We start from the raw sequence: 21,609 nt of genomic DNA, 5'->3' as shown, positions 1-21,609 counted from the left end.
CGCCGGTGGTCTCCCGGCGTTCCCCGTCAATCGACTGCCCGAATCTTTCATCGGAAGTCCGAAGCGGTATTCGGGGCAGGTAACTTTTAGGTCACGGCCAAGTTCCGCCGGTCGTCGCCCGCGCCCCGTCCGCTACTGTGGGCCGCAATCACCCGAATGCGGTTCGGCATCATCCGGACCACCCCGTCACAGGTCGCCGAGGGTCATTGAACCCGTCAACGGTGGACGCGCCCGCACCGCGTGCGCACATCCCGGCTCAGCCCCGGCGCACCACTCGACAAATCAACGAGTCGTGGTCGCGGCACCGCTGTGTCCGATCAATCGCGTGCCGAACCGTCGCTCGCGCGGCGTCGCGTCCGCGGTTCGGCGGCGGACAATCCGCGGTTTCCGCGACGAGTCCTCCGGAAGGAAACGAGGGTCAGTGACCGACAACGTGGAATCCACACCAACCGAGCACCGGGGTCCGTCGCGGCGCAGCCTGCTCAAGGCCGGTGTCGCGGGTGGTCTCGCGATCACCGGGGCGGCGGTGGCGGGCTCGGCGACGACCGCCGTCGCCGTCGCCGAGCAGGCCCAGGACCCCGGCCGGCGGAAGTTCGACGTCATCGTCGTGGGCGCCGGGGTCGCCGGCGTCACCGCGACGCGTGAGTTGCGCGCCAAGGGAAAGCGCGTCCTGCTGCTGGAGGCGCGCAACCGGGTGGGCGGCCGTACCTGGACCGACACCTGGCGGGGCCACCTGATCGAGCGCGGTGGCACGTGGGTCGACCGATTACAGCCCCACGTGTGGCGGGAGTTGAACCGCTACGAGTTGCCGATCATGGCCGACGCCGGCGTCACCAGGGCGCTGATGCCCACCCTCACCGGCTTCGAGGAACTCGACCCGGCCGTGGCCTACGTCCGGCAGAAGGCGTTGTTCACCAGGTTCTTCGAAGGCTCGACCCGGATCTTCCCGGAACCCTTCAAACCGTTGCGCCGCCCCGACCTGGTCGCCCGGTACGACGGCTTCTCGCTGCGGGACCGGCTCGACCAGATGGCCTTGCCGCTGGAGGACGAGATCCTGCTGACCAGCTGGACCTCGTTGTACGGCGGGACGAGCAAGCGCGGCGCGCTGACCCACATCCAGCAGTGGTGGGCGTTGTCGGGCGGCACGTTCGAGGCGTTCCACGGCGTCAACACCTACCGCCCCGCACTGGGCACGGTGTCGTTGGTGAACGCGATGCTCGCCGACGCCAAGCCGGTCCTCAAGCTCAACTCGCCGGTGAAGTCGGTGACCCAGAACGCCCGCCAGGTGACCGTGACGACGCGCTCGGGCGAGTCGTTCACCGCGCCCGAGGTGATCATGGCCGTGCCGGTGAACGTCTGGCGCACGATCTCGTTCAGCCCGGCGCTGCCCTCCGCCCACCGCGAGGCGACGACGGCCGGAATGGGCGTGACGCAGGAGAAGAAGCTGTGGATCGACCTGTCCAGCCCCACGGACCGGTTCGTGGCCGAGGCGCCCGAGGGCCGGGGGTACCCGTTCTGCTACATCGGCCGGTTCAACGACGACCAGCCGGTGGTCGCCTTCAGCGTCGACACCACCTTCGACGAAACCGACGGTGACGCGGTGGAGCGGGCCGTGCGGACCGTGCTCCCGACCGCCAAGATGCGCGACTACACCGCGACCAGCTTCTACAAGGACCCGTACGCCCTGGGCACCGGCGGGTACCGGCAGCCGTACCAGCTCATCAAGCTGCACGCGAAGCTCCAGCAGCCGCACGGGCGGATCAAGTTCGCCGGCAGCGACATCGCCAACGGGTGGAACGGCTACATCGACGGCGCGATCGAGGACGGTCTGCGGGTCGCCGGCTCGCCGACGCTGTCCGGTCCGGAAGCCGCGGCGGCCAGCGCCGAGGAACGGATCTTCGTGCCGAAGGTGAACCGCGAGTCGTATCGCGGACTCGGCATGCGGTGACCACTCGCGGGCCGGGAACTCCGCTCTCCGGACGGTCTCGGCACGGTCTACGCGAGATCTGCGCGGAATAGCGGTGGCCGGAATTCCGGTCACCGCTGTCCGTGTTTCTCCCGGGGCATTGTCGCAATCGAAAATTGTCCGCACGACCACCCCGGGCCGCAGCTAGGCTTTTGGGCATGAGCGCGCCCATCGGCACCACCATGGAACCAGTCGAGTCGCTGTTCTCGTGGTTCCGCGAAATGCTTGACACACGGCCGGTCGGTCACGGCGGCGACCACGGGGTGGAGGTATTCGGATATGCGGACATCGCCCGGATCCTCGCCGACACCAAGACGTTCTCCTCGGAGACGGCGAGGAAGTTCAACGAGCCGCACTTCGAACTCGACCGCTTCGACGAGGGCAACCTGGTCACCACGGACCCGCCCCGGCACCGCAAGCTGCGCACGGTCATCAGCCAGGTGTTCACCCCGCGCGCGGTCGCGAACCTGTCCGAGCGCATCGAGCTGATCACCGCCACCCTGCTGGACCAGGTCGCCGACCAGGACTCCTTCGACCTGGTCGAGGCGCTCGCCTTCCCGCTGCCGATCACCGTGATCGCCGACGTGCTCGGCCTGCCCATCGAGGACGAGCCGATGTTCCGGGGGTGGGGCGACGCGATCGGCGCGCTCGACGCCGCCACCGTGCCCCCGGACCTGCTGGAGACCGAGGTGGGGCCGGCGCTGCACGAGATGGGCGAGTACTTCCTGCGGCACGTGCGCGACCGCAGGCAGCACCCGCGCGACGACGTGATGAGCAGGCTGGCCAACGCCACCATCGACGGCGAGCCGCTCACCGACGGCGAGATGATCGGCGTCACCGGGCTGGTCATGTTCGCCGGGCACGCCACCACGATGTCGCTGATCTGCACCGCGGTCATCCTCCTGGACCAGCACCCGCAGGCGCTGGCCGAGATCCGCGCGAACCGCGACCTGGTGCCCAACGCGCTGGAGGAGGCGCTGCGGATGTACCCGCCGTTCCCGCGCCTGGTGCGGGTCACCACCACCGACACCGAGATCGGCGGGCACCCGGTCGCCGCGAACCAGCTCGTGACGCCGTGGATCGGCGCGGCCAACCGCGATGGCAGCAAGTTCCCCGACCCGGACCGCTTCGACATCCACCGCAACACCGGCGGGCACCTGGTGTTCGGCCAGGGCATCCACTTCTGCCTCGGCGCGCCGCTGGCGCGGCTGGAGGGCCGGATCGCGCTGAACGTGCTGCTCGACCGCTACTCGAAGATCGGCGTCGACCCCTCGGGCGGCGTGGAGTGGGAGAACCCCCACCAGATCATCTGCCCGCGCCGCCTGCCGGTGCGGGTATCTCGGTGATCTCGCAGTACACCAGCCGGGCGGCGGTGGCCTGATCGGAGGCGCCGCCGCCCGCGTGCCGCTGCCCGCGCAGCAACGACGAACCGGACGCCAGCACCTGCCGCACCCGCCTGCGCCGCGCGTCCGAGTCGTCGCCCAGGTCGGCGAGCAGGCTCCCGGCCGGCCCCCTGGCCGCCCGGTCGACCCCCCGGTCCCGGCCGCCGCGCAGGAACTCCAGCAGCCGGTCGATCGCGGTGTCGGAGATGGCCTCCAGGTTCATCGTCAGCGCGTGCCGCAGCCGTGAACCCCACATCGGGCGGCGGGTGACCAGGTCCGGCCGCGCGGTGACCACCACCAGCACCGGCAGGCCGGCCAACGACCTCGGCAGGTCCTCGACGAAGTCGACCAGCCGGTCGTCCGCCACGTGCAGGTCCTCCACGACCACGACGACCGGACCGCTCAGCGCGATCTGGCCCAGCAGGTGCCGCCACGCGCGCAGCACCTCGGCGGCCGGCACCTCCGGGCGCTCCCGCTCCGGGTCGCCCAGGCCGGCCAGGCAGACCAGCAGCCGGTGCCGCTCGTCCTCGGACTGCACGAGCCGCTCCACCGCGTCGACGAGTTCGGCCCGCACCGCCTCGGCGGGGCCGTCCGGGTCGACGCCGCAGTAGGAGCACAGCAGGTCGTTGAGCACCTCGGTGAGCGTGTCCTCCACGAACAGCCGCGCACGGCCGACCAGGACCCGCACCGGTTCGGCGGCCGCGGCCACCCGGCGCTCGAACTCCAGCACGAACCGGGTCTTGCCGATACCGGGGTCGCCGAGCACGGTCACCAGGTGGGCCGCGCGCAGGTGCCTGGTGCGGTGCAGGAGGCCGCGCAGCACCTCCAGGTCGTGCTCGCGGTCGACCACCGGCAGGTCCTGGAGCGCCAGGTACTCCTGCCGGAGCCCGCCGACCTGCCAGCTGAAGGTGGATTCGACCCGGAAGTAGGTGATGGCGGGCTCGGTGGCGCGCCTGGTGTTCTCGCACACCCGGATCTCGCCGACGGGGGTCTGCGAGAGCAGCCCGTGGCACTCGTCGAGCAGGACGCCGCTCACCGACGGCGCGCTGTCGTTGTCGGCGTGGTAGCGCACCAGGACCTCGCCGGTGGCGACCGCGACGCGCACGGCGATGGGGGGCTCGTCGCAGGCGGAGTCGGGCAAGCCGAGGACGTCGCGGATGGTCAACGCGGCGAGGACGGCGCGTTCGGCGTCGTCGGCGGCGGAGTCGGGCACGCCGAACAGCGCCAGCCAGATCGACCCGATGGAGGCCGCGACGGTGCCGCCGAACGACTCGACCTGGTCGCGGATCTCGGACGCGGCGTTCTCCAGCGCCGTGTTGCCCATGCCCTGGCAGCGCACGATGAGCGCGCTGACGTTGCGGCGCTCGGCCACCATGCTGCACAGCGCGTGCACGGGCGGCGGCGGCACGATCCCGGTGTCCTCGGGCACGTCCGGCTCCGGCTCGACCGGAGGTCTGGGCGTCGGCGGTGCCGGGCGGACGGGGGCGGGCCGGGGCTGCTCGTCGGCCTGGTCGTGGGGGAGACCGGACATCCGCAGCTCGATCTGCTGCTGCATCCCGACCGGGATCAGCCCCGGGTCGTGGGTGAGGATCGCCTGTTGCAGCGAGCGCAGCGCCGGACTCGGTTCCAGGCCGACCTTCTCGACCAGGGTGGTGCGCACGGTGTAGTAGGCGTTGAGCGCGTCGGTCTGCCTGCCGCTGCGGTACAGCGCCAGCATCAGCTGCCCGCACAGGCGCTCGCGCAACGGCTCGGTGGCGACCGTGCGCTGGAGTTCGGCCAGGACCTGCTGGTGGTGCCCCCGGCACAGCTCGACCTCGAAGTAGTCTTCGAGGGCGTCCAGCCTGGCGTTCTGCACGGGGGTCAGCTCGGGCCAGTGGATGCCGGACTCGACCAGGTCGGCCAGCGCGGGCCCGCGCCAGAGTTCCAGCGCCTGCCGGAGCAGCCGGGACGCCGCGACCAGGTCGCCCTCGGCGAACCGGGCGCGGCCCGCCTCGACCTTGTGGTGGAAGTCCTGCACGTCGGTCTGCCCGGGTTCGACGCGCAGCATGTAACCGGGCGGCTGGCTGAGCAGCACGGCCGAACCGCTGCCGTTGGCCGACAGCGCCCTGCGCAGCCGCCAGACCGAGTTCTGCACGATCTTCCGGGCCGACAGCGGCACCTTGTCCTTGGGCCACAGCGAGTCCACCATGTGGCTGCTCGCCACGACGCGGTTGCGGTTGAGCAGCAGGAGCCCGAGCGCGGCCCGCTGCCGGGTGCCGCCGAGATCGACCAACTCGTCGTCCTGCACGACCTCTAAAGGGCCGAGTATCTTGAAGTAGGTCACGACTGGTCTACGCCGTCCGAACGTTCGGCACCGTGCTCGCGCGGATGTCTAACTCGGGTGGAATAGCAGATTTGCCTCGCACATTTCCCCCTAATGGCGAATACAACCCCAGATGGACCCCAGTTCTCGCCAGGTTCGCAGCCCATGGCGAAAGAGGCAATCGGGCAAGTGGCGTAAGTGCCGTTGCCCTGCCGCGTGTCTTGTGCTCGCTTTCGGCGTATCGCCGGGTGGGGAGATCACCCGGGGACGCGCACCACCGACTGTTCCGTTAGTCACCACCGGTCCGACACCACCGAACGGGCGATGGGTGACGCCGCGTCGTGCTTGTCGAGATGTCGTCCGCGCCGGGCGGGCGGTGCGGTGGTGGGGTGTTCGGAAATCGCACCGAATGAGCTTCGGTGAAGAAGAGAAGGCCCGGCCCGGTGGCGATCCGACACCGGGCCGTCTCGCAACCGCGGCGAGCATCGGGGTGGTCACCGGACGTGACAACCCGCCACTGTGGACGGTGGTGGGCACCGAACCGGTCCGGCAGCGGCGGGGATTCCTGCTCTGGTCCGCCCTGCCGGGCCCCGGTGGTCGTCGTGATACCCGTCGGGCAGACCTGGGGCGTGTTCAGCCGGGTCACGTTGGGGTTCTGGGGCGTGCTGGTCCCTGATGAGCGCCGGACTCGTGGCCGCGCTCGCCGTGCGCGCGGACGTGGCGCAACAACGACAACCACATGACCAACGCGGCACCCTTCGATCCCTTGCCCTGCCAACGCTTCCCGCTTGCGTGAACGAGGCTTTCGGCGGGTACGGGGACTGTTCGCGCTGCTCCCCGCGCGCCTGCACCATGTCGCCCTGACGAAGTCGGCAACCCGGTAGCAGGCGCGCGGGGAGCAGCGGCCGATACAACTACCCGCTGTAGACGATGAACTTCACCGTCGCGTTGTTGCCGCTGCCGCCGGTGTACGCGCAGGCGACAGTGGGGGGCGCGTCGCAGGAGTAGCTGTTGGAGCCCCAGTACGGGTTGTTCCAGCGCACCACCACGGTGCCGACGCGGGGGATGGCGTACCCGGCTTCGCCCTCGGTGCCGGTCATGAAGCCGTCCGATTCGCTCTGCCAGAAGCCGTTCTCACCGTTCCCGATGCCGCCCGGGGGCGTGTGCGTCCAGACGCCGTGGCTGAGCGAACTCCAGTCCTCCCAGAGCGGGCCGCCGGTCCTGTTCTGCAGGTACACCACGGTGCTGCGGGCGGCGGCCGGTCGTACGGCGGCCGGGTCGGTCGACGGTGCGCCTTGAGCGGCGTGCGCCGCGGGGACCAGGGCGACGGTGCCGGCCAGTGCCAGCGCGGCACCCAACAGGCACTTGGCCACAGCGCGGGGTGCGTTCGAGCCGGAGGGTCGAAGGGAGCGCTTCGTGTTCATCGGAACTGCCACCTCTCGTCGAAGTTGCCGCCTTCCGGCGGCGAATGGGAATGACGGCCGGGATCGAGCAGTGCTCGCGGCTCACCGGGCCACGGCCGACACGGCTGAGGCCGGTGCCGTCCTCGTGTGCGGCCGTGGTCCGGGTCGTGGTCGTGGACGTGGTGACCGCTGAGCGGGCGTCGGGCCGGCGGCGGTCGGGGGCCGGCGAGCCCGGGGGAGCGCCGGAGGGCGAGCGGGAGCATCGGTGGGACCTTCCGATTCCGCCCGGTGAGTGGTGGTTTCACGCGGTACCGGGCACGACTCACTGTGCCGGGCAGGCGGAATCACGGGCATCGTGGAAAACCACGACCTGTCCCCGGGGCGGTGTCCCGGTCGGCGGTCACGCCGGGTCGGGCTCGCTCAACCGTGCCGTCAACTGCGTGCGGCGGGTGACGCCGAGTTTGCGGTAGGCGTTGGTGAGGTGGGTCTCCACCGTGCGTCGGGACAGGTGGAGTTCGGCGCAGATCTGCGCGTTCGTCCGGCCTTGCGTGGCGAGGTGGACGATCCGCTGCTCCGACGGGCTCAGCGGGGTGCCGCCGGCGGCGGCCCGGCGCGTCGCCGCCGTGGCGTTCGCGGACAAGGCGTCCCGGGTCGCGTCGACCAGGCGGGCCCGCCCGGTGGACGACCGGTCCGCCAGCCGGAGTGCCAGCGAGTGCGCCTCCAGCAGGTCGGCGCGGCCGTTGCGGCCGTTGCGGGCCAGAATCCGGGCCCGGCCCAGGTCCATCAGCGACTCGATCAACTCCACGGGCGCGGGTGCCGTCCGCAGCAGGGCCACCGACTCGGTCAGCGATTCCCGAGCCTGCTTGCTGCCGACGGTGGCGGCGTGGGCCCGCAGCGCGCGACCGATGGCGCGCGGGGTGCCCCACGTGCGGGCGTGCGCCAACTCCTCCTCCGCGAGTTCCCGGCCTTCCACCGGTCGGCCGAGCCCGGCCAGGGCCAACGCCGCGCCGGAGCGCCACGGCGTGGCCGCCGGGCTGACGAAGTCCCGCTTGGTCTGGCCGGCCCCGCACGCCAGGAAGGCGTCGAGCGCCGCCTGGTGATCGCCCCCGTGCGCGTGCAAGACCCCTTGCGCGTAGCGGATTTCGTTCCACTCCCACGAGCTGTTCGCGGCCTCGCCCCCGCTGCGCGCCAACAGCCGCCACGCGATGTCCGGCTCGCCGAGTTCGTACCGGGCGAGGGCGACCATGGCCGTGAGGTGGGGCAGGCGGATGCCCTGTTCGGTGCAGGCGTCCAGCAGCGGGGTGTTCTCCGCCAGGACGCGGCCGAACTCACCGGCCCACAGGGCGGCCTCGGCCCGGACGCTGGTCAGGCACTGGTGACCGGCGTCGGTCGGGTCCGGCAGCGCGGGCGGCGCGGGGAGGCACGCGTCGGCGATGCCTCGGGCGTCGTCGAGCCGGTCGGCCCACTGCAACAGGGTGGCCGCGCTGCCGAGCCAGCTCGTCCGGATTCTCGGGTCGACCGGCTCCGGCGCGGCGAGCCTCGGCAGCACCAGGTCGAGCGCCCCGGCGGCCGAGAGCCGCCCCGCCCCGGCGTCGTACTCGGCGACCAGGGCGCGCATGAGCGGCTCGACCGCTGCGGGAGCGGACCCCGTCAGCTCCCGCAGCCGTGCCACGGAGTCGCGCCACGCGACGGCGTCGTGGGAGGCGATGAGGGCCGCGACGGCGTGCAGCGCCTCGGCGCACCCGGCGTCGTCCGCCGTCCGGCTCTCCTGGTGCAGGACACGCATCGCCGTCTCCGTCCGCCCCTGTGCGACGAGGGCCGCGCCGAGGGCGGGCACGACGGCGGCGCGGTCACCGGGGTCGGCGTGCAGTTCCAGCGCGGCGCGCAGGTGGCGGACGCCGGCTTCGGCGTTGTGCGGCAGTTCCAGCGCGCCCAGGCGGACGGTGAGGTCGGCGCGGCGTCCGGGACCGAGGGGGCCGTTGAGCGCGTGGCGGAGGAACGGGATGGCCTCGGCCGTGCGGCCTTCGCGGAGCGCTTCCTCGGCGGCGTCCTCCAGGCAGTGGGTCATCCACTGCTCTCCGGGAGGGTCGAGGTGCAGGAGGTGGGCGGCGACGGTCGCGGCGGGTGCTCCGCGCCCGTTGAGCGTGCGCGCGAAGCGGCTGCGCAGGCGTGCCAGCTCGACGGGGTCGGCGGCGGCGAGGACGGTCTCGCGGGCGGGCTGCGCGGACAGGACGCGGGCGAGGTGGTCGGCGCCCGGCGGCGGGACCCGGAACTCCGGGCACACGGTGGCCACTTCGCGCAACAGGGCCGGGCCGCGGTGCGGGGAGTGCTGCGCGGTAACGGCGAGCGCGAGGCACAGGCCGCGCACGACCGGGTCGGCGCGGGACTGGATCCACCCGGCGATCGTCGCGCGGAAGCGGCTCGGGTCCGACGGGTCGGCGGCGTCGGCGAGCAGCGCGTGGACGAGGGCCGGGTTGCCGTCGGCCCCGGCCAGGGGCGCGTGGGGGCCGGCGAGCCGGTCGACGGCGGCCGGGCTGAGCGGGCGCAGCCGCAGCGCGGTCCCGGTGGCCTCGGGTAGCGGGCCGACAGCGCTCCCGGCACCGGCGGTGAGCACGACGAGGACCGGCAAGTCCGCCAGCCGGCGCGCCAGGTAGCAGATCCAGCGCCGGGACGGTTCGTCGGCCTCGTGCAGGTCGTCGACGGCGATCAACTGCGGCCGGTGGCGGGCGTCGCGCGCGAGTTCGCCGAGGAGGTGGTGGAACGTCCGCTGTTCGGCGGCGGGCGACTCGCAGGTGAACGGGATCTCCTCCCGAGCCGCCGGGAAGAGTTGCCGCACCAGGGCGAACGGAAAGCCGGCCTCCTCGCGCGCACCGCCGGCCCGCCGCACGGCCATCGCGCCGCGTGCCGATTCCTCGCGGACCACCTCGTCCAGCAACGCGGTGCGTCCCAGGCCCGGCAGCGCGCTGAACAGCACCCACCGGCCCCGCCCGGCCCGTGCGGAGGCTCCCGCGTCCGCCGTGGCGGCGTGCACCTCGTCCCGCTCGACCAGCGCGCCGCCCGTGAACCCGCTCCCGCGTGCGGTGGTGGTGGGCGGGTGCCCGCCGGCCCGTTCGTCGGCCGTCCGGTGTTCCGGAGTGCGCCCGGCCGGCGCACCGGCAGCCGGCACCCGGTGCGCGGACCGCGACCGGCGGACGAGTGCTTCCACCCGGGCGGACAGCGGCGCGCCGACGAGGAAGTCCGGTGTGGTCCCGGCGGCGACGTCGACGCCGGGTAATCGGGCCGGGTGTCTCCGTTCGGCCGCCGCTCCCGGTACCGGGAGGTGGTGGAGCCGATGAACCACTTGGAGCAGTCGGCAACCGACGAGCTGACGCGCCACGGCGCAGCCGGTGATCGACTCGTCGTCGGCCGAGCAGCACGCGAATTGCCCGGCCTCCGTGCTGCCCCCGGCACCGGGCGGCCGGAGAACGAGTGATCCGCCGCCCGCCCGGACCCGTTCGGCCAACCAGACGATCCGGTGGGGCCGGGGGTCCCCGCCGATCCTGCGGCACCACAGCGCGATCCGGCCGGCGCTCATCGGCTCCTCCTCGTCGCCCACCGTCGGCGGGGTCGGGCGACGTTGCCCGGACCGGATGACGTGTCCGTCGTTGCGCCACGACCGACCCGCGGGTCCGCCGGGCGTGGGGATCTTCCACTCCAGGTATCCCGTGTTTCGGGCCCGGTGGCAAGGAAGGCCACGCGACGTGGCATAGGTCGGCCGGAATCCGGCCGGACCGACGGGACAGGACGACGGCACCGGGGTCCACGATCCGCGCGACCGTGACCGCCCGGTGGCGTCCACTATGGACACAATGACGCGGGCAATCGGCACGACCGCAACGGGAAAGGGCGCGATCACCGGGGCGAAACTCCTTTCGCCCCAGCGCATCCGGCCGCCTTGGAAGAGGATCCGCCGGCTCAGCGGATGGTCAGCCGGCCGCTCCGCACCATCTCCCCGACGTATCGGGGCCAGTCGTTCGACAGCTGCCGTTCCAGGGCCTTGCGAACGGCTTCCCGCTCCTCGCCGGTGAGCCGCTCACGCCTCCCGTCGGCGTGGTGGACGACGTGCACCTTCGCGGTGTCGACCAGGTGGGCGTACGCGCGCCGGCTGACGGTCATGAACAGGCCGAGGATCGGTGCCTCCACCACGTCCTGGAGCGCGGACTCCCAGTCGACCCCGAGCGTCGCCCACGTGTGCCCTTTGGTGTCGAGCCACCGCGTGACGTCGGAGAACCACACGGCGCGCTGGTCCGGGTGCTCTTTGGCGTACACCTCGGCGAACCCGGCGAGGTCGTCGACGTCCTTGGTGACCCGTCGGCCCGACAACGTGCCGGGGGCGAACGCGAACGCGGCCTCCGCCATGGTCGCCTTGGCAGCCGAATCCGGCCACGGCAGGCCGAACACGAGCCAGAACGAGGGGTGGGTGAGTCGTTTCTTGAGGTCCTTCATGGTGCCTTTCCCCGGTCGGTCGAGGTCCACAGCCACGCCTCGGCGTGGAAGCTCTTGACGGTGACGTCGACCCGGTCGAACTCCTCGGCCGCGACCCCCGGGACGCCCTCGCCGACGACGTAGCCGTGCAGGCGGTCGGACACCAGCGCGACGAGGTCGGCCCGCGGGTGGTCGACCACGGCCGCCCGCAGCGGCGCGCTGTCCAGCAGTCGGCCCATCACCGAGGCGATCCGCCCGCTGAAGCCGAGGGCGGCGAGCCCCACCGGGCCGACGTCGAGCGCCATCCGGACGCGCAGCCGGTCGCGGTAGGTGTCGTTGTCGAGCCGCAGCCTGGTGGTCGTGTCCCGCAGCAGGCCGGGCACCGCGTGCTGTACGTCGACGTGGGGCGGCAGGAACACCACCAGCCCGTCCCCGGTGCCCTGGTGGTCGCAGTCGGCGAGCGTCAGGCCGAGGGCACCCAGGACCGCGTTCACCAGGTCGGCTACCCGTTGCTGCAGGCGGTCCATCTCGGGCGTGCTGCGGGCGCTGTACTGGACGACGTCGAGCATGAAGCCCAGCCGGATGGCGTTGGGCTCCGGCCGTGCCGCGGCGGCGACCCGCGCGGGCGGCGCGGAGAGTTGCCGCACGTCACGGGCGAGCACGCGGCTGCGGTCCAGCCGCGTGCCCTCCTGGCTCAGCTGGGCCAGGAACCAGTCGGCCAGGCCGACGTCGGCGGGCAGCGGTTCGCCTTGCAGGGCGGTCAGGTTGGCGCGGCTGACCGCCACCGACGCGCGCATCCGCTCGACCCGGTCGGCGGCGACGACGAGCCCGGCCTCGTCGCTGTGGAGGTCGCCGGCCGCCCCGGTGCGCGGGTGCGCGGACAGCAGTTCGCCCACGTGCTCGTCTACCTGGTTGCGCAGCTGCGTCAACCAGTTCTCGTCGTCCCGCCACACCCGGACGTGGTGCCGCAGCTTCGCCGCCTGGAGGAGGTAGCGGCCCAGCGGCGGCATCGCCACGTCACCCCGGCTCCACGTCCAGGCGCTCAACTCGGCGTCCTGGTCGGCCGGGGCGCTCACCACCAGGCGGCGGACCGGCGTGACGTCGCGCGGCGGTTCCCACAGCACGAGGTCGCCCCGCCGGTGCTCGCGGCTCCAGTCGACGCTCCCGCGCAGACCTCTCGGCAGCGCGTCGCGCGCGATCGGCCCGGCGGCCTGGTGGATCGACGCGACGCCCAGCAGGCCGCCGGTGTCCGAGCCCGCGATCTCGTCCCACCAGCGGTCGAACTCGATCCACCCGGGCGGCACCCCGGACGCCAGGCCCTGCGCGTCGGGCGCGGCGAAGAGCACGGACAGGGCCAGCACGTCGTGCACCCGTCGCATGACCAACTGGATGTCGACGGCCGCGTTCTGCGCGGCGCAGAGCCCTTCCGGCCCGCCGACGACCACCACGTCGGGCGGTGCCGGCGGCAGGTCGGTGCCCGGGACCGGGGACGTGGTGCCGAGCAGGTCCCCGGCCCGCCGCCAGAGGTCCAGGAGCCCGGCCCGGCCCCGTTCGGCGTGTTCGCCGCGCAACGGCGCGAAGGCGTGGACGACGAGTTCCTGGTCAGTCCTCGGCGCGGACATCGCCCTCCTCGCCGCGACGGGCGCTCCCGCGCAGGCTGTCCACGGTCTCGTTGACCAGTTCGTCGACGCCGGGCGGCGGCGGCACGACCGGCTCGGTGCCGAGGCGCGTGGCGCGGACGGGCGAGAGCAGTTGCAGGGCGGCGGTCGCCCTCGCCAGCGCCGACCCGTCGCCGGCGCGCGCGGCGGCGGCGATGCGTTCGAGACGGTCGTGGACCAGGGGCCACCGGCGTTCGGGCAGCCTCCACTCCCGGACGTCGCCGAGGGTGAGCACCGTGTCGTCCACCGATTCGCCGGTCAGCACTGGTCCTCCTCGGGGGAACGGGCGGCGCGACCCGCCGGGTCGTCGGTCATCGTGGTCGTCCGCCCAGGGGAGGCTGCCACTCGCTGAGGTCGAATTCCCACGACTTGCCGTTCAACGGCCCGTGGAGCCGCCCGTCGAAGAACGACGCGAGCGGGTCGTAGTGCAGCACCGCGCCGGCCCACGTGTTGTCCGGGACGAGGAAATCGCGGATCGCCGACCAGCCCACCGCGCCGCGCGCGATCGTCACCAGCTCGTCGCGTGCGATCGCCTCGCGCAGTTCGCGGTAGTAGATGTGGAAGTTGCCGAGCAGCGCGTCGCAGTGGAAGCAGCCGTTGGCGAGGTAGGAGCGCTTCTCCGTGTGGCTGTAGCGCGACTTCACCACGCCGGTGGACGTGGCGGCGCGCACGTCGTCGGTGAGCAGCCCCAGCGTGTGGCGCAGGACGTCCTCGTCGCGGCACACCAGCATGTTGTCGACGTCCTTGGACTTCACCGGCAGGAACCCGACGACGGAGGTCGTCGGCCGGTGGCACTTCCAGCACCCGGCGGTGAGCCCCAGCAGGCTCACCGACACGGCGGCGGTGCCGGGGGAGCGGCGCGGTGCGACGGCGGGCAGCCACGCCGCCACCGCGTCGCGGGACACCTCGTCCAGGTCGACCCACCAGCGCCTGCGCCCGGCGTCCCACTTCGCGCCCAGCGCCTTGGCCCGATCCTTCTCCGGGAACGGCACGTCGAGATAAGTGCGGACGTCCTCTGTCACCTTTCGATCCCTATCACAATCGCCGACGTCGCACCTAATCGGCATTTCCGCAGGACTGCGGAAAGGTTGCGGATTCCCGAAGTGCGCGGTCGGCGATCCCGGCGCGCCGGTCGAATGCCGATCCATTCTGGGCGCGTGCCCGATCGGCTTGGCGAATTCGCGCGGCGTCGCCGGTGAGCCCGCCGCGCGGAATTTCGGTGACCCCCGGACCGGGGCGCGCACCGGTGGCGCAGTGGGTCGGCCGAAGTCGACGCCCGCTGCACGACCCGGTCCACGTGCAGTTCGGCACCCTGGCCGACGGCCGGTGGTACCTGTGGCACTCGGGCTTCGGGGCCCGTGCCTTCCCGGACAAGAACGCCGCGTGGACCGCGTTCCGCGACGTGGCCGAAGACCACCCCGACACCACCTGGGAGCAGACCGGGGTCGATGACGGGCCGTTCCGGACAATGTGCCGTGAGGACGGCTCACGAATTCTCTTCTCGACCTACCGGGGCGGCCTCCAGGGAAGCTGGGGCGAGCACGCGACGAGCCGGTGGGACCGGTATCTCGCGGCAATCGCGCGGGGCACCCGGAAGCGCGGTACGCAAGCGCATCCACTGCTGGGCGGGTCCATCGAGGTCATCACCTACGACGACCCGGTCGACGGCTCGCCGCGCCACGCCGTCTGGGAGGCGGTGGACGAGGGGGCGAACTGGGAGGTCGTCGACCACCCGGACTACGCGGCGGCCGAAGCGCACTACCTCGACCTCGTCCACGAACACCTCGACGACGAACTGCCCTACCTCTCCAGCGACGTCGAGACCGTCAAGGTCGGCCGGAGTTCGACGGCACCGCCCGGCATGACGGTCCTGGGCGACGGCACGCTCGTCCACGACGACGATCTCGCCCAGCACAAGCAGGACTACGGCCTGCCGCCCCGCGTGCGGTGGCCCGCGACGACCGAGCCGAGGGTGCCCGAGGGGCCGGTGTCCGGGATGACCGCCGCGCCGCGGCACTGGCCGCCCGCGCGGGTCCTGGTCGAGGACGTCACACCGCCCTGGGCCGACGTCGTCGGCGACCGGGGCGTGAACGCCGTGGCGCTGGCCGTCCTGCCGGATGGCCGCGAACTGCTCGTGACCGCCCACGACGACGTGGCCCGCGTGTGGAGCGCCCGCGACGGCCGCGTGGTCCGCACGATCGTCGGGCACGACGAGCGGGTGCTGTCGGTCGCCCTCGACGTCCTCGCCAACGGCCACGTCGTGCTGGCGACCGGAGGGCAGGACGGCGTCGCCCGGCTCTGGTCTGCCCGCGAGGGCGACCCGCTCGAAGAACTCGATTGCGACGCGACGGTGAACGCGTTGGCGTGGCTGTTCCCGGTGGGCGCGCCGCCGCTCGTCGTGACCGGGGCCGAGGACGCGACGGCGGGCGTCTGGAACGCCCAGAGCGGGCGGCGGTTGGCGGTGCTGAGGGTCGGCGAACCCGGCGTCAACCCGGTGTGGTCCGTCGCCGCCGCCGTGCTGCCGGACGGGCGCGTCTGCGTGGCCGTGTGCAGCGAGGGCGTGGACGCGACCGCGATCGACGTGTGGCTGCTGGCGTTCGACCCCGCGACGCGCCGCTGGGAGAGCGAAGGCGAGGTGCTGGAGTTCGCCCTCCCGCACGACCCGGCCGTCGTCGTGCGGGCCGGTGTCGCGATCGCCGTCCTGGTGGACCGCTCCGTCCGGCTCGCCGTCGTGGCGGGGCCAGTCGTGCAGGTGTGGGACGTCCGCACGGGGGAGGTCGTCGGGTCCGCGCAGGCCCCCGCCGGGGCGACCGGAGCCGTCGCCCTGGCCGTGCTGCCGGACCTGCGGGTCGTGGTCGCGGCGTCCGGCAGCGCGGAAACCCTGTTGTGGGACGCCGAATCCGGCCACGTGCTCGCGCGCCTGCCGACGCCGGGGCGGGACGGGACCGTGGCGCTCGCGCCCCGGCCGGAAGGGGATCTGCTGGTCGCCCTGGGCGGCCGTGACGCGGACCTGCCGCGCGTGGTGCGCGTGGACGTGCGGTGGTGAGGGGAGTGCGGTGGAGGAGTTGACGCGGGCGCTGGTCGACCTGGTGGCGCGGTTCCGGGCCACCCGCGACGAGTGCCCGCTGTTCGCCGCCGGCGCGGACGCCGCTGCGGCGGAGCTGTGGGAGCTGGTGGAACAGGTCGACCTCGGCACGGCGTCGAGCACCATGGCGGCCCGGGTGACGCGGGCCCGCGCGGCGCTGGGCGCGTTCCACCACGTCCGCCACGGGCACGCCCCGACCGCGCTGCGCCCCACCGAGTTGGCCAAGGCGGTCCTGTGCCTGGAGCCGGTCGCCGACGACGCGCTCCTGGTACCGCCCGACCTGCGCCCCGTCGTCGGCCGGTTCACCGACCCCCGCGCCCAGGCCGAACTCGGCACCGCCCTGCTGGCCGCCACGCCGACCGACGACGGCCCGGCACTGCTGGACGCGGCCATCGCGCTGCTGGAGAGCGCCCGGCACGTCGTCGACGCCGGCGGGGCCGCCGCCCTCGGGCGCGCGTACCGGCTGCGCCACGAACGCGGCCACGACCCGGACGACCTCGATGCCGCGATCATCACCGGGGAGTCCGCGGTGGACGCCGTCGGCAACGGCGGCCCGCACGCCGTGCGCGCGTGGACGGAACTCGCCACGTCCTACTGGTCCGGCTACCTGCTCTACGGCGACCTCGAAGCGCTGCACCTCGCCGTCCAGCTGTTCGAGCGCGCCCTCGAACACGCGCCGCCCGACGCCGACAGCCTGCTGATCCTCTCCTCGGCCTACCGGCGACACCACGACCACACGGGCGACCCCCGCCACCTCGACCGCGCCGTCGAGCTGGGCGAGCGGGCGCTGCGCGACCCGGACGACACGGCCGCGCCGACCGCGCTCGCCGCCGCCCTGCTCCGCCGGCACGACCGGACCGGGTCGGACGACGACCTGCGCCGCGCCACCGGACTGGGCGAGCGGCTGATCGCGCGCTCCACGCCGGAGCACCCCGACCACGGCACCCACGTGGCGTGCGCGTCCGCCATCCTCCTGCGCCGCTACGCCCGCACCGGCGACGTCACCCACCTCCACCAGGCCGTGGAACTGGACGAACGCGCCCTGCGGGCACTGCCCGACGAGGACCGGGAACGCCGTGAGGTCACCGCCGCGCTGACCGAGGCGCTGCACCGGCGGCACTCGGCCACCGGCTCCGAGTCCGACCTGGCGCGCGCCGTCACGATCGCCGGCTGGGCCGTCGCGGCCACCCCCGAAGGGCACCCGGACCGGGGGCAGCGGGTGATGGCGCTCGCGGCCGCGCTGCTCACCCGGTACGCGTTCCGGGGCGTCGTCACGGACCTGACCCGGGCCATCGCCCTGGGCACGGACGTCGTGGCGGACACCGACCCGTGCCCCGCCGGGTGGCTGTCCCTGCTCGGCCACGCCCACGAACGCCACCACCTGCTCACCGCCGACCCGGCCGACCTGGACCGCGCCGTCGACCTCGGTGAACGGGCGGTGTCTGCGACCGCGGACGACGACGTCGCCCTCGCCGCGCGGTGGGCCAGGCTCGCCGCCGCCCACTGGGCGCGGCACCGCGCGCACGGCGACGTCGCCGACCTGGACCGGGCCGTGGACCTGCTGGCGGCGGCCCTCGCCCGCAGCCCCGGCGAACACCCGGACGTGCCGCTGTGGCAGGCGGAGTCGGCCGTCGCGCACCTCGACCGGTACCACCTCTCGGGTGCCGCCGCCGACGTGGAGACCGCTGTGGACCTGGGCGAGCGCGCCCTCGCGAACAGCCCGGCCGACGCCCCCGGCAGGCTGCGGATCGTGGCCGACCTCTGCGCCGCCCACACCGAGCGCGTGCTGCTCGGGCGCGGCGAGGTGGACGTGCCGCGCCTGGTGGCGGAGGTGGTCGACGCACCGGGCGCGTCGCCGCTCGACCGCGTCGCCGCCCACCACTCGGCCGGCGTCCTGGCCCGGACCACCGGGCACGCCCACCTGGCCGTCGAACTGCTCGACGCGGCCGTCGCGCTGCTGTCCTCCGTCGCGCCCCGCGAGGCCGGCTGGGCCGATCAGCAGCACCGCATCGGCACGCGCGGCGGTCTCGTCGGCGACGCCGTGGCCGCGCACTGCGCCATCGACGACCCCGTGGGGGCGTTCCAGGCCGCCGAACTCGGCCGCGGCGTGCTCCTGGCCGGCCAGGCGAGCACCCGCGTCGACCTGACCGCGCTGCGCGAGCACGCCCCGCACCTCGCCGACCGCTTCCACTGGGTGTGCGAACGGCTCAACACGCCGGGCTTCCCGACCGACGAGCGCAAGCGCTGGTGGGCGCAGTACGACGCGTTGATCGGCGACATCCACGAGGTACCGGGGCTGGCGGACTTCGGCGTGCCGATCAGGCCGGACGACCTGCGGCGCGTCCCGGCCGGTGGAACGGCGGTCCTGGTCAACACCAGCCGGCACCGCTGCGACGCGGTGCTGCTGCGCTCCGACGCCGACCCGGTCGTCATCGCCCTGCCGGACCTGCGGCAGGAAGAGGCGGAACGGCGCGTCGCGGAGATGTTCGCCGGCGTGGAGGACTACGAGCCGGACACGGACGACGTGGTGCGCGACATCCTGAGCTGGCTCTGGGACAGCGTCGTGAAACCGGTGGTCGATGCCTTGCGCGCGAGCGAACCCCACCGCGTGTGGTGGCTGCCGACCGGCGTCCTCGGCCTCCTGCCCTTGCACGCGGCCGGACCGGCGGACGGCGAAGGTGCCCTCGACCTGCTGGTGTCGTCCTACACGACATCGCTGCGCGCGCTCCGCACCCCCACCGGAACCGTGCTGGCCGAGCAGGACCGGCTCGTGGTCTCCGTGCCGGAGAAGGAGGACATGCCCCCGCTGCCCGCCGCCAGGCGCGAAGCGGACTCCCTGAAGGGCCGTCACCTCACCGGACCCACCGCGACCGCCGCCGAAGTCCTGGCGGCCCTGCCGCACGCCACCTCCGCCCACTTCGCCTGCCACGCCGTGGTGGACCTGGTGACCCAGGCCGACAGCGGCCTGGTGCTGCACGACCGGACCCTGCGCCTGCCCGAGATCGGCGCGCTGCGCCTGCACGACGCGGAACTGGCCTACCTGTCGGCCTGCTCGACGGGCAACCACGGCACGCGCTACGCCGACGAGGTCCTCCACGTGGGCGCGGCGTTCCAACTTGCCGGCTTCCGGCACGTGATCGCCACCCTGTGGCCGCTCAACGACAGCGTCGGCGGCCTCGCGGCCCGCAGCTTCCACCGTGCCCTGGCCACCGCCGACGACGCGGCGACCGTCCTGCGGGACGTGGCCCTCGAACTCCGCGACACCTTCCCGGACAACCCGACCCAGTGGGCCCCGCTGATCCACAGTGGTCCGTGAACCCGATCAGCGGGTCGAACGGACAACTCTCGGGACCGTCTTCTTTGCCGCGCACCGGCTACGGCGACATGGCGGTGCGACTTCGACACATACCGTCATTTCCTGATCGTGGTCATCATGGTCCTGCCCAACTCGGTGACGTCGGGTGCTGAACGGTTGCCGAGCAGGACGACGACCGCCTGGTCGGCCGAGGAAACGCCGAAGTAGAAGGGGAATCCCGGAATCGAGCCGGTTTGCCAGATGGTCGTGAACACGCTCTCGCCTTTGGTACGGAAGCCGTAACCCTGCCCGGTGCCGGCGGCATCGGTGGCCACCTTCGTGATGTTCTCCTTCCCCAACAGGTCGAAGCCCGTGACATCCGCGACGTCCGTGTCGCCGGAGATCAGGAAACCGCCCCACCGCACCAGATCCGGCCCGGTGGACAGGAGCGCGCGGTCGGCGTGGCGGGCCGGGGGCGCGGCGGTGTCCCCGGTCGTCGGGCCGACCGCGCGCAGGGCCGGGTCGACGGCGTCCGGGTCGGCGGTGGTGGCGGTCATGCCCAACGGGTCGAACAGGACGCGCTTGACGTGTTGTCCGTACCGCTCACCGGTGACGTGCTCGATCACCGCGCCCAGGACCACATCACCGGAGTTGCCCAAGAACCACGACGACCCCGGCTCGCGCACGAGCGGGAGGCTTTGCAAGTGGCGCACCATGTCGAGCTGGGACGGTCCGACGGCCGACAGCACCGCCGGGTCCTCGGTGGCGTGGTCCGGGATCCCGGAGGTGTGCAGGAGCAGTTGCTCCACGGTGATCGCCTGCCACCCGGGCACGCACTCCGGCAGGTGTGCGCACACCGGGTCGTTCAACCCGAGCTTTCCCTTGCGCACCAACAGGAGCACGGCGACGGCGGTGAACATCCCGGTCGCCTCGCCGATCGGGAACCGGGTGTCCGAGGTGTTGGGCCGCTTCACGACGGGGTCGGCCTCGCCGTACGCCTCGGAGAGGTGCTTCTCGTTGTGCCAGCGGATCTCCACGACCCCGCTGAACCCCTCCCGCTTCAACCGCTGGTGGAACTCGTTGAACCGCTCCGGCATCTGCCTCTCCCCGAGGGTCAGGTCGTCCGCCTCGGGCGTGGCACAACCCGCGAGCAGGGACACCGCCAGGAACAGCAGGAAAAGACGTCGCATGAGGACCAGTGTGACGAACGACCGGCACGTCCTCCCCAGTGCCCCGCGATCGCTCTCCCGAGCCCGACCACCCGAGGCCGGCAGGCGCACCTCGGTCCAGGCTCAGCCTCCGGCACCCGTTCGGACGCGCTGGATCAGGTCGGCCACGGCCGCCGGGCGGCTCAGGTAGGGCGAGTGGCTGGTGTCCCACGTCTCCGTGCGGGCGCAGCGCCCGGCGAAGAGGTCCGGAAGCGGAGTCGCGATGGTCCGGTCCCGCTGCCCGCGCAGGTAGGTCGAAGGGGTGTCCCGCCAACTCACCCGAGTCGGCGTGGCACCGAAGATCGACGGTGGTTCCGGCCGCAGCAACTCCACCGCGCGCGTGGCCGCCGGTTCGTCGACGTCGCCGTAGAACTTCACTCGGGCATCGTCCGGGTCCACGCGCAGCCGCCCGTCCGCGTCCGGCAGCACGAGCAACCCCTCACCAGACTCGCCAGGGGCGTCCGCGAGCAGCTTGGCGGGGGATTCCTCGACGTCGAGGATCCAGCTGTTGAGGAAGATCAGCGCCGAAGCACCACGCACCGTCCCGGCGGTGACGCCTCCGAACGAATGCCCCACGACCACCGGCGGCTCCGACGAGCCCGACACGACGGCCTCGACCTTCGCGGTGCTCTCGGCGAGCGACAGTCCGTAGAGGTCGGGCACCTCCACGGCCAGACCCCGGGCCCGCAGCAGATCGGCGAGTTCGGCGTAATGGGCGGGTTGGTGCCAGGCTCCGTGAAGGATGATCACGTCAGTCACTTACGCACGCTACAACCCATCATGTACCCGATGCCACGAACCGTGATGGCCGGCTCACGTCCAGCCCGCACACTATCGATCGGCCGA

The 21,609-nt window shown here is 72.9% G+C and carries 13 protein-coding genes; 4 read left to right on the top strand and 9 right to left on the bottom strand.

What is annotated here, in order from left to right; genetic code table 11:
* Positions 1-421 precede the first annotated feature (421 nt).
* Both AC0HI0_RS16125 and AC0HI0_RS16120 read left to right on the top strand, forming a co-directional pair.
* On the top strand, positions 422-1,948 hold the full coding sequence (locus AC0HI0_RS16125; RefSeq protein ID WP_480933174.1) for a flavin monoamine oxidase family protein: 1,527 nt from the start codon (positions 422-424) through the stop codon (positions 1,946-1,948).
* Positions 1,949-2,124: 176 nt separating this feature from the next.
* Positions 2,125-3,312, top strand: coding sequence for a cytochrome P450 (locus AC0HI0_RS16120; RefSeq protein WP_480933173.1), 1,188 nt, complete (start codon positions 2,125-2,127; stop codon positions 3,310-3,312).
* Here AC0HI0_RS16120 and AC0HI0_RS16115 read toward each other — a convergent pair.
* From AC0HI0_RS16115 to AC0HI0_RS16085, 7 genes are all read right to left on the bottom strand, one after another.
* The gene (locus tag AC0HI0_RS16115) at positions 3,272-5,635 is read right to left on the bottom strand and encodes an ATP-binding protein (protein ID WP_480933172.1); all 2,364 of its coding nucleotides are present in this window, start codon (positions 5,633-5,635) and stop codon (positions 3,272-3,274) included. The genes AC0HI0_RS16120 and AC0HI0_RS16115 overlap by 41 nt on opposite strands.
* Positions 5,636-6,564: 929 nt before the next feature.
* Entirely contained in the window at positions 6,565-7,074 is a 510-nt protein-coding gene (locus tag AC0HI0_RS16110) for a hypothetical protein (protein WP_480933171.1), read from the bottom strand.
* Between the two features lie 379 nt (positions 7,075-7,453).
* Positions 7,454-10,627, bottom strand: coding sequence for a helix-turn-helix transcriptional regulator (locus AC0HI0_RS16105; RefSeq protein WP_480933170.1), 3,174 nt, complete (start codon positions 10,625-10,627; stop codon positions 7,454-7,456).
* A gap of 380 nt (positions 10,628-11,007) precedes the next feature.
* Positions 11,008-11,538 (bottom strand): hypothetical protein, encoded by a 531-nt coding sequence (locus tag AC0HI0_RS16100; protein WP_480933169.1) that lies wholly within the window; start codon positions 11,536-11,538, stop codon positions 11,008-11,010.
* Positions 11,535-13,139, bottom strand: a complete 1,605-nt coding sequence (locus AC0HI0_RS16095) for a CATRA conflict system CASPASE/TPR repeat-associated protein (protein ID WP_480933168.1) — start codon at positions 13,137-13,139, stop codon at positions 11,535-11,537. The genes AC0HI0_RS16100 and AC0HI0_RS16095 overlap by 4 nt, the downstream gene beginning before the upstream one ends.
* The gene (locus tag AC0HI0_RS16090) at positions 13,120-13,440 is read right to left on the bottom strand and encodes a CATRA system-associated protein (protein WP_480933167.1); all 321 of its coding nucleotides are present in this window, start codon (positions 13,438-13,440) and stop codon (positions 13,120-13,122) included. The genes AC0HI0_RS16095 and AC0HI0_RS16090 overlap by 20 nt, the downstream gene beginning before the upstream one ends.
* A 46-nt stretch (positions 13,441-13,486) precedes the next feature.
* Positions 13,487-14,197 (bottom strand): DUF5710 domain-containing protein, encoded by a 711-nt coding sequence (locus AC0HI0_RS16085; protein WP_480933166.1) that lies wholly within the window; start codon positions 14,195-14,197, stop codon positions 13,487-13,489.
* Between the two features lie 197 nt (positions 14,198-14,394).
* Here AC0HI0_RS16085 and AC0HI0_RS16080 point away from each other — a divergent pair, with 197 nt between their 5' ends.
* Positions 14,395-16,221: a WD40 repeat domain-containing protein gene (locus AC0HI0_RS16080; RefSeq protein ID WP_480933165.1), complete on the top strand. Its 1,827-nt coding sequence runs from the start codon at positions 14,395-14,397 to the stop codon at positions 16,219-16,221.
* A 10-nt stretch (positions 16,222-16,231) separates the two neighbouring features.
* Positions 16,232-19,576, top strand: coding sequence for a CHAT domain-containing protein (locus tag AC0HI0_RS16075; protein WP_480933164.1), 3,345 nt, complete (start codon positions 16,232-16,234; stop codon positions 19,574-19,576).
* 95 nt (positions 19,577-19,671) lie between these two features.
* Here AC0HI0_RS16075 and AC0HI0_RS16070 read toward each other — a convergent pair whose 3' ends face one another.
* Positions 19,672-20,745 (bottom strand): serine hydrolase domain-containing protein, encoded by a 1,074-nt coding sequence (locus tag AC0HI0_RS16070; protein ID WP_480933163.1) that lies wholly within the window; start codon positions 20,743-20,745, stop codon positions 19,672-19,674.
* A 102-nt stretch (positions 20,746-20,847) separates the two neighbouring features.
* Entirely contained in the window at positions 20,848-21,522 is a 675-nt protein-coding gene (locus AC0HI0_RS16065; RefSeq protein ID WP_480933162.1) for an alpha/beta hydrolase, read from the bottom strand.
* Positions 21,523-21,609: the final 87 nt, after the last annotated feature.

It is taken from the genome of Saccharothrix sp. NBAS 001, from assembly GCF_056640475.1.
This window is presented reverse-complemented; position numbering and strand designations above follow the sequence as displayed.

Bases quoted from the DNA above. Each gene is read 5' to 3' on its own strand.
- AC0HI0_RS16120 (WP_480933173.1), top strand. From the start codon at position 2,125: ATGAGCGCGCCCATCGGCACCACCATGGAACCAGTCGAGTCGCTGTTC.
- AC0HI0_RS16110 (WP_480933171.1), bottom strand. From the start codon at position 7,074: ATGAACACGAAGCGCTCCCTTCGACCCTCCGGCTCGAACGCACCCCGC.
- AC0HI0_RS16105 (WP_480933170.1), bottom strand. From the start codon at position 10,627: ATGAGCGCCGGCCGGATCGCGCTGTGGTGCCGCAGGATCGGCGGGGAC.
- AC0HI0_RS16100 (WP_480933169.1), bottom strand. From the start codon at position 11,538: ATGAAGGACCTCAAGAAACGACTCACCCACCCCTCGTTCTGGCTCGTG.
- AC0HI0_RS16095 (WP_480933168.1), bottom strand. From the start codon at position 13,139: ATGTCCGCGCCGAGGACTGACCAGGAACTCGTCGTCCACGCCTTCGCG.
- AC0HI0_RS16070 (WP_480933163.1), bottom strand. From the start codon at position 20,745: ATGCGACGTCTTTTCCTGCTGTTCCTGGCGGTGTCCCTGCTCGCGGGT.